The sequence below is a fragment of the Arthrobacter sp. PTI12 genome (assembly GCF_056679915.1).
The window spans coordinates 1,193,080-1,205,301 of sequence record NZ_CM155256.1 but is presented as its reverse complement, the minus strand read 5'-3'; the positions used below and the strand labels follow the sequence as shown (position 1 = coordinate 1,205,301).

The 12,222-nt window shown below is 59.4% G+C and carries 7 protein-coding genes and 7 pseudogenes; 8 read left to right on the top strand and 6 right to left on the bottom strand.

Going from position 1 to position 12,222, the window contains the following annotated elements:
- Positions 1-368: 368 nt before the first annotated feature.
- Positions 369-1,212 (bottom strand): annotated as a pseudogene (locus tag AC1MBU_RS05970) (transposase); the annotation flags it as partial.
- A 109-nt stretch (positions 1,213-1,321) separates the two neighbouring features.
- Here AC1MBU_RS05970 and AC1MBU_RS05965 point away from each other — a divergent pair.
- Positions 1,322-2,290: an IS481 family transposase gene (locus tag AC1MBU_RS05965; protein WP_479789303.1), complete on the top strand. Its 969-nt coding sequence runs from the start codon at positions 1,322-1,324 to the stop codon at positions 2,288-2,290.
- Here AC1MBU_RS05965 and AC1MBU_RS05960 read toward each other — a convergent pair.
- Positions 2,285-2,527, bottom strand: a pseudogene (locus tag AC1MBU_RS05960) (IS110 family transposase); the annotation flags it as partial. The gene AC1MBU_RS05965 and the pseudogene AC1MBU_RS05960 overlap by 6 nt on opposite strands.
- Before the next feature lie 296 nt (positions 2,528-2,823).
- Positions 2,824-3,728: pseudogene (locus tag AC1MBU_RS05955) on the bottom strand (IS481 family transposase); the annotation flags it as partial.
- A gap of 203 nt (positions 3,729-3,931) precedes the next feature.
- Between AC1MBU_RS05955 and AC1MBU_RS05950 the strand changes: the two are divergent.
- The 5 genes and pseudogenes from AC1MBU_RS05950 (at position 3,932) to AC1MBU_RS05930 (ending at position 8,141) form a co-directional block, all read left to right on the top strand.
- Positions 3,932-4,996 (top strand): restriction endonuclease PLD domain-containing protein, encoded by a 1,065-nt coding sequence (locus AC1MBU_RS05950; RefSeq protein ID WP_479789300.1) that lies wholly within the window; start codon positions 3,932-3,934, stop codon positions 4,994-4,996.
- The gene (locus AC1MBU_RS05945; protein ID WP_479789298.1) at positions 4,989-6,881 is read left to right on the top strand and encodes a Z1 domain-containing protein; all 1,893 of its coding nucleotides are present in this window, start codon (positions 4,989-4,991) and stop codon (positions 6,879-6,881) included. The genes AC1MBU_RS05950 and AC1MBU_RS05945 overlap by 8 nt, the downstream gene beginning before the upstream one ends.
- 509 nt (positions 6,882-7,390) lie before the next feature.
- Positions 7,391-7,747 (top strand): hypothetical protein, encoded by a 357-nt coding sequence (locus tag AC1MBU_RS05940; RefSeq protein WP_479789296.1) that lies wholly within the window; start codon positions 7,391-7,393, stop codon positions 7,745-7,747.
- Positions 7,748-7,829: 82 nt separating this feature from the next.
- Positions 7,830-7,976 (top strand): annotated as a pseudogene (locus AC1MBU_RS05935) (transposase); the annotation flags it as partial.
- Between the two features lie 27 nt (positions 7,977-8,003).
- The gene (locus AC1MBU_RS05930; protein WP_479789293.1) at positions 8,004-8,141 is read left to right on the top strand and encodes a hypothetical protein; all 138 of its coding nucleotides are present in this window, start codon (positions 8,004-8,006) and stop codon (positions 8,139-8,141) included.
- Between the two features lie 23 nt (positions 8,142-8,164).
- On the opposite strand, the pseudogene AC1MBU_RS05925 reads toward AC1MBU_RS05930, so the two are convergent.
- Positions 8,165-8,440: pseudogene (locus tag AC1MBU_RS05925) on the bottom strand (transposase); the annotation flags it as partial.
- A gap of 88 nt (positions 8,441-8,528) precedes the next feature.
- On the opposite strand from AC1MBU_RS05925, the pseudogene AC1MBU_RS05920 reads away from it, so the two are divergent.
- A pseudogene (locus tag AC1MBU_RS05920) lies at positions 8,529-9,412 on the top strand (IS3 family transposase); the annotation flags it as partial.
- Positions 9,413-9,420: 8 nt separating this feature from the next.
- Here AC1MBU_RS05920 and AC1MBU_RS05915 read toward each other — a convergent pair.
- Positions 9,421-10,565 (bottom strand): IS3 family transposase gene (locus AC1MBU_RS05915; RefSeq protein ID WP_479788025.1). Its coding sequence is split into 2 segments (ribosomal slippage): positions 9,421-10,289 and positions 10,289-10,565, totalling 1,146 coding nucleotides; the frame shifts between segments, so codons are not numbered across the junction.
- Positions 10,566-10,628: 63 nt separating this feature from the next.
- Between AC1MBU_RS05915 and AC1MBU_RS05910 the strand changes: the two are divergent.
- Positions 10,629-10,921, top strand: a pseudogene (locus AC1MBU_RS05910) (integrase core domain-containing protein); the annotation flags it as partial.
- Between the two features lie 790 nt (positions 10,922-11,711).
- Here AC1MBU_RS05910 and AC1MBU_RS05905 read toward each other — a convergent pair.
- Positions 11,712-12,116, bottom strand: coding sequence for a hypothetical protein (locus AC1MBU_RS05905; protein WP_479789291.1), 405 nt, complete (start codon positions 12,114-12,116; stop codon positions 11,712-11,714).
- Between the last annotated feature and the right edge of the window lie 106 nt (positions 12,117-12,222).

Below are 12,222 nucleotides of genomic sequence, written 5' to 3'. Positions count from 1 at the left end.
TTGTGCGTGCCATTAGGTGGCTCGATAACTTGGCCGGAGCACCGGCAGCCGCTTAGGAAGTGTTTGCACTCGTGGCGTTCGAACAGACTCATATCGTTTTCGCCTGCGATCAGGCGCAAGATCTTGGGAGCAGCTCCCGCTCACCTGCTGGTTCGTCCACCGGAGGTATCGTCGCAGCGAGACGCCGTGGATCAAGTTCTGTGCACGAAGCCAACGATGAGTTTCACTCCGACGCCGATCGGGAAAACCATCCGATCGATCAGCGGCGGTAGTCGCGCTAGCTGTACTGCCCAGCCAGGTTGGTCAACCGGGTGATGGGCGGGTGGCCTCCGATGGCGGTGTGGGGTCTGTGGACTCTTCTATGTCTGTCAAGCCGCATTCATTGGTTCGGATGAGGCATTAAGCGTCCGATAGATGCGGCGGGCCACGTAGCGTTTGATGCAGCGGCGGATTTCCTTGTCGCTACGACCTTCGGCGCGTCGTTTTTCCACGTACTGACGGGTTTCTGCATCGTGAGTCATCCGCGTTACCGCGACCATGTGCAGTGCGCTGTTGAGTGCCCTGTCGCCGCCCCGGTTCAGTCGATGCCTGACGGTGTTCCCGGAAGAGGCGGGGATGGGGTTTACCCCCGCCAGAGAGGCGAAAGCCGCCTCGTTACGGACCCGGCCTTCGTGTGACCATGCGGTGAGACACTTCGCGGCGCTGATCGCCCTGAACCCTTTCTCTTCCAGCAAGGGCGCGGCCTCGCTGACCCTGACCAGCTCGTCCAACTGCTGCTCATTGTTTATGAGCTGCTCTTCCAGCTCGAGGATATGTTTCGCCAGGCGAATGGCCTCGTTCCGGGCGACTGACAGGGACAGTTCTTCCTCGCGGGGCCGCCAGCGAGAGATGTCCGAAGTTTGGGAGGCGGTAAGGGACTTGCGGGCATCGACCCCCAGGTTGTTGCTACGTACCAGAGCGTTTGAGTGCGTTGACCGATCGTGTGCGGTCGGCGCTCATGGCGCCGCGGGCGGTGGTCAAAATCCGTACCGCTTGGCGGATCCCGTCATTGAGCCGGGGGCGGCGTAGCTTTTCCACGAGCAGCGGTAGCGTTGCGGCCGCGATCTGGTGGGCATCCAAGGCGTCGGTTTTCCCCACGCCGCGGCGTTTCTTAGCATCCATGCGTGGTGCCTCGGCGATCGGATAACCATGGGAGGCCACTGTGCCGGCTAGGTGTATTGACCACAGAGGTTAGTGACGATCGGCGTGGTTTGGTGACATGAAGAAGACCTCCGGGTGAAGTGGGGCTTGTCTAGAGCATCCACTAACCAGGAGGTCTTCAATGTCCCACCCTAACGCCCTGCTCACTCCGAAGGGCAGACTGTTACTGGCTCGATGTGTTGTCGATGATGGCTGGCCGCTGCGCAGGGCAGCCGAACGGTTCCAGGTCTCGACCACGACTGCCGCCCGCTGGGCACATCGGTACCGCGAACACGGACCGGCTGGCATGAAGGACGCTTCCAGCCGCCCACATCGCTGCCCGGGCAGAACCCCGCGGCGGATGGAGCGTCGGATCATCGCTATGCGGGTCAATCGGCGATGGGGCCCGGCACGGATCGGGTATCACCTCGGGGTGCATCCCTCGACGGTCCACCGGGTTCTGACCCGGTACCGGCTGGCCAGGCTGTGTTGGCTGGACCGAGTGACCGGCCGGGTGATCCGGCGCTATGAGCACACCGCTGCGGGGGATCTGGTGCATGTGGACATCAAGAAGCTCGGACGGATCCCCGACGGCGGTGGTCACCGGGCGGTGGGTAGGGCAGCCGGCACCCGTAACAAGACCCGCACCGCGTCCAACCGCCGCCCGGGCTATCACTTCATTCACAATGCCGTCGATGATTACTCGCGGCTGGCTTACTCCGAAATCCTCACCGATGAAAAGAAGGAAACCGTGGCCGGATTCTGGACCCGAGCCAATACCTGGTTCACATCAAAAGGGATTAAGGTCGAACGGGTCCTGACCGACAACGGCAACGGCTACCGGTCGCACGCTTTCGCCGACGCCCTCGGACCTAACATCAAGCACAAACGCACCCGCCCGTACCGGCCGCAAACCAACGGCAAGGTCGAGCGCTTCAACCGCACCCTGCTCGATGAGTGGGCCTACGCCACCGCGTACATCTCAGAAGCCGCACGCGTGGCTGCTTTCCCTCACTGGCTCCACCACTACAATTACCACCGAGGCCACACCTCACTCAAAGGTCAACCACCAGCCAGCCGCGTCACCAACCTCTCCGGGCATTACAGCTAGGATCGCCCCGTAAGTCGCGGCGCCTTCGATGACCCAGAGGGTGTCGGCATCCGCGCCGGTGCCGCGGGCCACCCAGTTGATGGCCCGGTTGATTCCGGCCGCAGTGGTGGGAAACGACCGGGATTCAAGTAGGGCGCCGGTGTTGGCTGCGAGGATTGCGTAGACATGGTTGCGGGCGTGTGTGTCGACACCCACGACAAATGGGTGGGCATGAGCGACGATGGGCATGGCGGTCACGGCACCTTTCCGAAGAACGAAGGACATGGGTTAACGGCCGTCAACGGCCGGTACCAGTCCGGGTAGGAGTCACGTCGGAACAGCACTGTGATGGGTCACGCCCCGCTATGGGGTGGACAATCTTCTGATCAAGCTACCGAGGTGGGCCGGAATGGTACCGGCCACCCACCCCAAAGATGGACAAGTCCATAGCAAGACAATCAATGTCAATGATTGTATGAGTCACATTCTCGGGGCCGGGCGGCCAGTAGCCATCCTGCCAGCCGGTCCCAGACCAGCCATGATCAAGACTCACAGTGATTGTATTCGTGGAGCCAGGACGGGAGCGCGTTTCGGCGGGCTGATTCGGTTGTGTAGTGCTTGCTGAAGGCCCAACCGTCGGCGAGGGTGCGGTGAAAGCGTTCGATCTTTCCGTTCGTCTGCGGACGGTAGGGGCGAGTCTTCTTGACCCGGATTCCGAGCTCGGTGCAGGTGTCACGCCAGAGGTGGGATTTGTAGGCCGAGCCATTGTCGGAGAGCACCCGCTCAACGGTGACGCCTCGAGTGGAAAACCACGACACAGCCCGGCGAAGAACACCGACCGCAGTGGCCGCTGTTTCGTCGTCGTGGATCTCCGCGTAAGCGACTCGATCACGGTGTGGACGAACGCCGTGCCGATCTTCGGCCCGCGATGAATACTGCGCGGTTTGCCGGGCGTCGCGGACCGGTTCCGGTCGCCCTGTTGCCGCCCGACGTAACGCCAGCCACCACCGTCCGGGATGTTTCCGAGTTTCTTCACATCGACGTGGATCATCGCGCCCGGCGTCTCGTGCTCGTAACGGCGCACCACTTCACCGGTTCGGCGGTCGACATGGGAGAGCCGGTTCAGCCGGCAACGGACCAGGACGGCGTGGACCGTCGACGCCGGAACGCCGACCGTCGCTCCGATCTGGACCGGACCCAGCCGTTTCTTCCAACGCAGGTGAACGATCTTCCGGACCAGATCCGGCGATGTCCGGTTCGGAATCCGGTGCGGCCGCGACGACCGGTCCGACATCCCGGCGCCGCCCATCGCGGCGTATCGTTCCGCCCACCTGTTCGCCGTCGGCCAGGAACAGTTGAACGCTTTCGCGGCCTGCGACACCGGCCAACCCTGATCGACGATCAGCCGCGCCACTCGAAGTCGTTGGCGTGGAGTCAGAGCAGCATTAGCGTGGGACATCGAGGACCTCCTGGCTGTCGAGAGTGTTTGTCTAAGCAACTCCCACTCTGCAACCGGAGGTCCTCACCTCATTCGCAGCAACTACAGCGAGTCGTCACACCGATTCAACCAACCTCCCTGGGCAGTACAGCTAGCGCACGAGCGAGGACACGTACTTCCCGCCCTACCAGAAACCTTCCCGGACGTATGGGAGACTCATGCGGGTGAGTGAATCTTCGAAAATTCTCGCGTCTAATTTTCCGCCGCTGACCACGGCGAACAAAACGTATCCCTCGGTGTTCGAGCGACTGTTGCGTGAGTCTGACAGCGTGGCCATAGCTTGTGGCTATGTGAGTACCGAAGCTGTAGTGGACCTTACTCGGGTGATTGCCGAGAACGGCGCGCCCTATCTGGACCTTTGCGTAGGCATGGCTAACTTTGAAGGACTAACGCGAACGCAGCTGGAAGCTCTCAGGCAGCTTGATACTGCACTATCCGAACACGAACTTGGGTCTGTAAGCCTAGTGACCGCTTTTCCCTACCATGGTAAAACGGTGTCGTTTCGATCTGACGGTGGCGTGCTCACTGCGCTGGTTGGGTCCTCAAACCTTTCCAATATCATCTCAAGGAATTCACGTCTGTACGAAGTCGACTGCGAAATAGTCGGGCAGGCTGCAGATCAGGTGGACGAACTGATTAGTCGCCTCGTATCGCATGCGTCTCAGCCTCTCCACCAGCTGTCACCCAAGATCGTGGAACCGTCTAACCTTCTTCTGACAGATCACATAGGGGCAGAAAGAGTCAAGCCTCACGACGTGGCTGCCATCATAGCTCGCCCAATCGAATTCAGATTCTCGATACCGTTGAAGGGTGATAAAAGTCAAAGCAGCGGACTAAACGCGTCTTTCGGCAAGGGGCGCGAAAACCGCAACGGATTCGTACTACCCCGTTCCTGGTACGAGGTGGAGTTGATTGTAGGCAACTCCATTACAAGCTTGGAAGGGTACCCTCAAGCAGAACGAGCCGGATCAGGCGGAGTATTCCCCGTAGTGACAGATGACGGGTGGTCGTTCCATTGTAAGGTTAGTGGCGACTACTCGAAGAATCTCCGCTCAGCTGGTGATCTCCGGACGCTCGGTAAGTGGATGAAGGGACGACTCGAAAACGCTGGTGTCTTGGTAGCAGGAGAACGAGTGACGGATGCAGCGTTGGATGATTACGGACGGCGCACCCTGACACTAACGAAGTACGTAGGCGAGAATAGGTGGGTGCTTGACTTCAGTGTCTAATTCGTCCTCCCACTTCGAGAACTACATCGCTGCAGTCGAAGCGCAGCAGCCTGAAGCGGCACTCTCCATTCGACAAACCGTTAATCAAATCATCGAGGGCCACGTCAAAACATTCTCTCATCGAGAGCGGATTGTGGGCCTTCTTCTGGGTCAAGTTCAGAGTGGGAAAACTGGACAGATGTTTGGGGTGGTAAGCGCCACGGCAGATGCTGATCCCGGCTTCACCACTTTTGTACTCCTGACTAGCGATAATCGTGCACTCCAACGGCAGACTTACAAACGCGCCCTGCAAACTTTAGATACCTTTAATGTGTGCGACGAAAACGATGATGTACGATTCATGAGCGTTGGCTCACGAAAGCCGTCAATAATCGTATTGAAGAAAAACAAGCACGTGTTGACAAAGTGGCGCAACCTCCTGCGTTCCGCGAGCCATCTCATAGGTCGCCCTATCTTCATTGTCGACGATGAGGCGGACGCTGCCAGTCCCAATACTCGCGTAAATCAACGTGAACAGAGCACGATAAACACTCGCGTGAACGAACTTAGAGAAATCGGGACCAGCAGCCTTTACCTGCAGGTAACGGCAACCCCTCAAGCGGTATTTCTCCAAAGTGAAGAATCCGGATTTCGACCGTCCTTCGTAACATATTTCAGACCCGGCGAAAAGTATCTGGGTGGTGATTTCTTCTACAGCAATCCAGGGCCGTTTACCAACCGCTCGACCTCGTCCGACGAACTACAAGACATGGTAGACACTCTCGCTCCAGCGGAGGGTCTGCTGGCTGCGCTGGCCAGTTTCCTCATCGCCTGCGCACACGCGGAGCAGAGCGGAGGTCCGAAGAATTGTAATTTCCTCCTCCATCCGTCGGTAAGCACCGGAGTCCATGCCGCCCTCGAGTCTTGCGTGACAACAGCTTTCGGCTTGCTGTACGCGGAGTGCCAGTCAAACGACGCACCCTGGCTCAGGAATGCGTGGGAGGACTTAAAGTCCACAAAGCCCGATCTACTATCTTGGAGCGATGCTAGGAAATGCTTGAGTGAAAGCCTAACCGTGGGCACGGTTGTCCTCAATTCGGTGACGCCTGAGAGCTCGGCGATAGACGCTGACGTCGGGTACAACGTCTTTATTGGGGGCAACACGTTAGGACGTGGAGTTACCTTTCCTCGGCTTCAGACGGTCTACTATTGCCGCACAGCAAAGTCTCCCCAGGTAGATACTTTCTGGCAGCACTGCCGTATGTTCGGTTATGACCGCGATCCAATGATGATGCGGGTGTACATGCCACGAAGTCTTTTTATATTGTTTTCCGAGATGAATGACGCCAACCAGACTCTCATCCGACAGATCGAGGATGGCAAACTCGACGAGTTGCACGTCATAACTTCCAAGGGGCTCAAACCCACTCGTTCCACCGTCATAGATTCGGGAAGATACAGCCTCATAGTCGGTGGCGTCAATTACTTCCCTCCAGTTTGGGGAGCTGAATCATATGCAGAACTAGACCACGCAATAAGTTCCCTCCAGGACGGCGAAACGACGCTTCCAATAGGAGACCTAATTTCGCTGGTCGGGGCTTTCTCTTCTCACCCGGATCTAGATTGGTCGATCCCGGCGTTCGTCACTGCTCTTAATGCGCTCGCTGGCGCCTCCGATCCTATAACTGAAGGGCTGGTAATTGTGCGCCGTGATCGCAGCATCGCGCAGGGTACTGGCACACTTTTGTCCCCCACCGATCGGACTCTTGGGGCAGGCACCACAAACCGGCCGGTGCTAACCCTGTATCAGCTCCGAGGCGAAGTTGAGAAAGGTTGGAGTGGAACTCGTTTGTGGGTACCCAATATTAAGCTACCCTCAGGCTGCGTCTTTCATAGACTCAGTTAGGCAGCTTCTATCGGCAGTGCCTCACGTCTAGCAACGGATTTCGGCTTCGTAAGAAGAGGCGCGGTCGCCTATTGACCCAAATCGGTTATATCAATCGCGCTTGACCGGCCATACAACTATTTCTGACGGCTTGGACAAGTTGTGCAGTCCAGGGTAATTCGTCAATGGCATGCGGTCGCTGGCGGCCTGCTTCAGCTGTATTCGCCATTGACACGCACCGAAAACCAGGCGAAGGGCGATCATCGACGGCCATGCGCAAGCCAAAGCTCGTCGCCTTGACAGGCTACGTCGCGAACATCCCTACCGTTCACTCTGCCAACCCGCGAAGTCACTATTTCGTACGGGAATGGAACGAGCCCTCGCATGGATCCGGAGACGAACCGGCGAAAAACGGCCTTGGCTACCGTGGAGGGAACATCCCTCGTACGGCGCCCGTCTCACCCAGGGCCCTGCATGCCGGAGGCATTGAAGTAGGTGAAGTGAGGCCGCCCATCTGCTCGTCACGCGCATTGACAGGCAAATCAGATCCGATCGACGCAGAAGTTGCTGCGCGGTCAGTCCTCGGCAGGGAACGCGACCACATCATCACACCCCGCGCCGCAGGAACCCGGGCGCTGCGGATACTGCTCGCCTCACACTCCCCCCTGGACCAACAGCGCACCGCAAACCGGAAGGCCCTCATGGCACTGCTGCGCGGCACCGATTTGGGCGTCGACGCCCGCGTCCATCACTCACGGACGCACAGATCACCACGATCGCAGCCTGGCGGATCACCAACACCACCGACACCGTGGCACGAATCGCCCGCACCGAAGCTAAACGGCTGGCCCTCACCATCAAAGACCTCACCGGCAGGCTCGCCGTGAACCACAAGGAACTGGCCCAGCTCGCCGAAAGACTCCCCCCGGGACTCCAAACGATCCCAGGAGTCAGCCGGTAACCGCAGCGATCATCCTCTGGGCCCACTCCCACCACGGCCGGATCCCGCCCGAAGCAGCCTTCGCCGCACTCGGCGGAGTCGCACCACGCCCCGCATCCTCCGGCAACACCACCGCCACCGGCTCATCCGCTCGGGGGGACCGCCAACTCAACCGCGCCCTCGACGTCATCGTCCGAACGCGCATGAGCTTCGACATCGCAACCAAGGACTACGTAGCCCGCAACCGGGCCAATGGCAAGACCAACCGGGAAATTCGCCACAACCTCAAACGCTACGTCTGCCGCTCCATCTTTCGCCAACTCCAAATCATCGTGGCTTGACTAAACCCATAGAAGAGTCAATTTGGATTGATGTCCCTCGCCAGATACGCGGCGGCCCGGCGCCGGATCTAATTTTTCCTGCTCCATCAACCGGTTGCGTTTCTTCAGCTCCGCATCTCCGCCGACTCCGCAACCGCCGGACCCGCACCGGTTTCCTTTCGATCAGCGATAGCTATCCAGGGCTTCAACGTCGTGACCGACAGCCCGAAATTCTTCGCTATCTGCGACAACGGCGCCTCGCCCTTCCGTGCCACATCAATAACATCCTGGCGGAACTCCGCCCCATAAGCCGTGGGCATGGTCAACATGGTTGGGTCCCCGGGTAGGAGTCCGGTGACTGTGTGAGTTTCGCATCCGATAATGGGTGCAGGAGGAAATTCACAGATTATGGCACGTAGGCATACCCCGGATCAGGTCGTCGCGAAGGTCCGGCAGGGGCAGAAGATGCTCAATGACGGCAAGCCGATGATCGAGGTCATCAAGGAGCTGCAGGTCACCGAGGCAACCTGGTATCGGTGGCTGCAGCAGTACGGTTCCGAGCAGAACGCAGCCCAAACCAAAGCGGTCAAGGACTTGGAGAAGGAAAACGCCCGGCTGAAGCGGTTGCTGGCCGAGAAGGAACTGGCCATCGACATCCTGAACGAGGTGGCTAAGGGAAAATTCTGAGCCCCGAACCTCGCCGCCGGGCAGTGCGCATGGCGGTGGAGAAGTTCGGGGCGTCCGAGAGATTCGCGTGCAAGGTGCTGGGTCAGAACCGTTCCGCGCTGCGCAAGTCACGCCCAGCGGTCAGCTTCGAGGAAGCCCGGCTACGCGCGGCGTTGCGGGCCATCGCCGGGGAGCATCCGGCGTGGGGGTGGCGGAAGGCCCGCTGGCACCTGCTCGCCCAGCCGGAGTGGGCTGGCGTGGCGCTCAACGCTAAGCGGGTGCGCCGGCTCTGGCGGGCCGAAGGACTGACCTGTAAACCGAGGGCGCGTAAGCGTCGCCGCACCGGGCCCGGCGCCGGAGAGCAGAAGCGGCTGAAGGCCGAGTACCCGATGCATGTGATCAGCTTCGACTTCCAGTCCGATGTGACCTCCTGTGGGCGGCATGTCCGGTTCTTCAACGTCATTGACGAGTACACCCGCACCGCCCTGGCGATCGTTCCGCGCCGGTCCTTCACCGCCACCGATGTGGTCGCCGTCCTGGAGGACATCATCGCCGAAACCGGTGTCACGCCAACCTATGTCCGCTCCGACAACGGACCGGAAGGGACTGCCCCGGCTTTAGTTGACTCGGGGTCTTAGGCCGCGGTGAGCGCGGACCGGTTGATTGTTTCATATTCGACTGGCGTGAGTTTCCCCAGACGCCGCTGCCGGCGTCGGCGGTGGTAAGACCGCTCGATCCATGTCGTGATGGCGAGGCGCAGATCCTGCCGTGTGAGCCAGCGTTGACGGTCAAGGACGTTCTTCTGCAGCAGCGAGAAAAACGATTCCATGGCGGCGTTATCCGCGCACGCGCCGACCCGGCCCATCGAACCGGTCAGCCCGTGATGACGCAGTGATTCCACGAAACGGCGCGACCGGAACTGGGAACCGCGATCGGAATGCACCACTGTCCCTGCAGGGCGGCGTGCCCGTACGGCGTTCTCCAACGCCGCGACTGCCAGCGATGATTTCATGCGGGCGTCCATCGAGTAGCCAACGATCCTGCCGGAGTAGACGTCTTTCACCGCGCAGAGGTAGAGCTTGCCCTCGGTGGTGGGGTGCTCGGTGATGTCCGTGAGCCACAGTTCGTTCGGTGCTGTAGCGGCGAAGTCCCGTTCCACCAGGTCATCATGAACCGGTGGCCCGGGCTTGCGGTTCAGGCCTCGTTTCTTGGAGAACACCGACCAGATGCCATGGTCCCGGCACAGGCGCTGGACCCTGTTCTCGCCGGCTGTGACGCCCTTTTCTGGGAGTTCGTCGGCGATGAACCGGTACCCGAACGCCGGGTCGTCGGCGTGAATGTCCAGGGCGGCATTGATCAGGTGGGCGTCCGACCAGTCCCGGTCGGTCACCGGGTTGGCTCTCCACCGGTAATAGCCTTGCTTGCTGAACTTCAACACCCTGCAGGTCACCGCCACGGGAATCCCTTCGGCGGCAAGATCCGTGACCAGCGGGTACGTCATTTTGGGTTGATGTCCCTCGCCAGGTAGGCGGCGGCACGACGCAGGATCTCGTTCTCCTGCTCCAATAAACGGTTGCGTTTCTTCAGATCCCGCATCTCCGCGGACTCCGCAACCGCCGGACCAGCGCCTGCATCCTTCCGATCAGCTATCGCCATCCAGCGCTTCAACGTCGTGACCGACAGCCCGAAATCCTTCGCTATTTGAGTTAGCGGGGCCTCGCCCTTCCGGGCCACATCAATAACATCCTGGCGGAACTCCGCCCCATAAGCCGTGGGCATGGTCAACATCCTTCCACGAGCACAAGCTCGCTAGGTCAAGGAGTCAACAAAACCGGGGGCAGTCCCGAATTCACCGCCGCAGCCCTAGTCAACTGGTGCGCCACCGCCGGGGTAGATACGGCGTTCATCGACCCGGGATCCCCGTGGCAGAACGGGTTCGCCGAATCATTCAACGCCCAATTCAGAAGGGAACAACTCACCGGGAAATCATCGACACCATGGCCGAAGCGAAGTACTTGGCCGACGAGTGGAAGGACATCTACAATCATGAACGGCCCCACGGATCCCTCGACGGCATGACGCCGAAACAATACTGGGACACCTGGACGCAGAAAAATCAACTAGCTATCGCATAGCCACTGGACTGCTAACCGGGACCCAATCAAACATCCTTCCACGAGCACCAGCTCGCTAGGTCAGGATTCAACAAAGCTGGGGCAGTCCCGCGTTCTCATCACATGGGCCGGAATATCCGGCGAGCCAGCGAAGCAAAGGATTTTTTTCCGGGACATGCTGCGCTCCCTCAACGGCACCATCCTCGGCTTTACTGAAAACCCTAATGATCAGCTGGCCTCGTCGAGCCCGCGCAAAATGATCGAGGCCAACAGACACGCCCACTGCTCGTCAACGGTGTTCCCGGGCTGGAACTGTGAGCGCAGCAAACGAAAACGGCGGCACCCATGAGAACCGTCCAGGTGAAGGGTAAGCCGGCGCAGTATCAGCCGGAACCGATCGTCACCACCAAAGATTCTCATCGTGATGACGCCGCCGGATTTCGGGATCTCAAGCTTCGACCGACTACTCGAAGCCGGCGGATAACCCTTATAGGCGGGTTCATCATTTCGTCAGTCATTGCAGGCGTTGAGCTAAGGTGACGTTGTGAATTCGAATGTAGATGAAAAATGTTTGGTGTGCGGTCGCGCCGGTTCTATGCCGTGGACCTTGATCTCCGCGGATAGAAGCGCTAATGCTCGCCTCTGCGTTAGTCACTCGTCGCCTCTGGTCCAAGTTCTAGAGCTAGCGTCGTCTGGCGTCAGAAGACGGAAGCTCACGCCTGAACCTCCAAGCAAGATGCGCCGCAAGCCATCTTTCACGCCCCTTGATTGGGAACCGCCGTCTCACTGATAGCGCAAACGATCAGCGGCTTCAGGGGAGCATCATTTCTATCGATGCGGTGGTGCCGCCCTCTGGATCCGGCTCTCGCACTATCCACTTGTCGGCGGCCGTCCGTCTCACATAATAGAAGCCGCCTTTGCTCGAGGCATCGTTGGGCGGAGCTTCCGGATGATAATTGACTACAACTCCGTGCTCATTGAGACCGTGTAGCCATTCCTGTAGCAGTCGCACCTCCGTTGGAGTGACTTGCTGCCCATTCCTCTGCTTCAGGATCGTCCTAAACCGCTCCATGATTGCAGTGGTCTTGTGCTCCGGAAGAACACTCCATGGTAAGAGGTCGGCGACTCCAGACCGAAGTTCAATTAGCCCTCCGCGCTCAAGCGCACGCCAGACTGCGGGTTCAGTTACGCCGTATTTTGTTGCAATGTCCTTCAACCGTAATCCTTTGAGCCGTAGCTGACGCAGCTCGTGTGCTGGTGGCAATTTGCGAACTGCGGGCATAGCTCTCCCTAAGTCTTGAGTTCATCGACTCACTAACGAT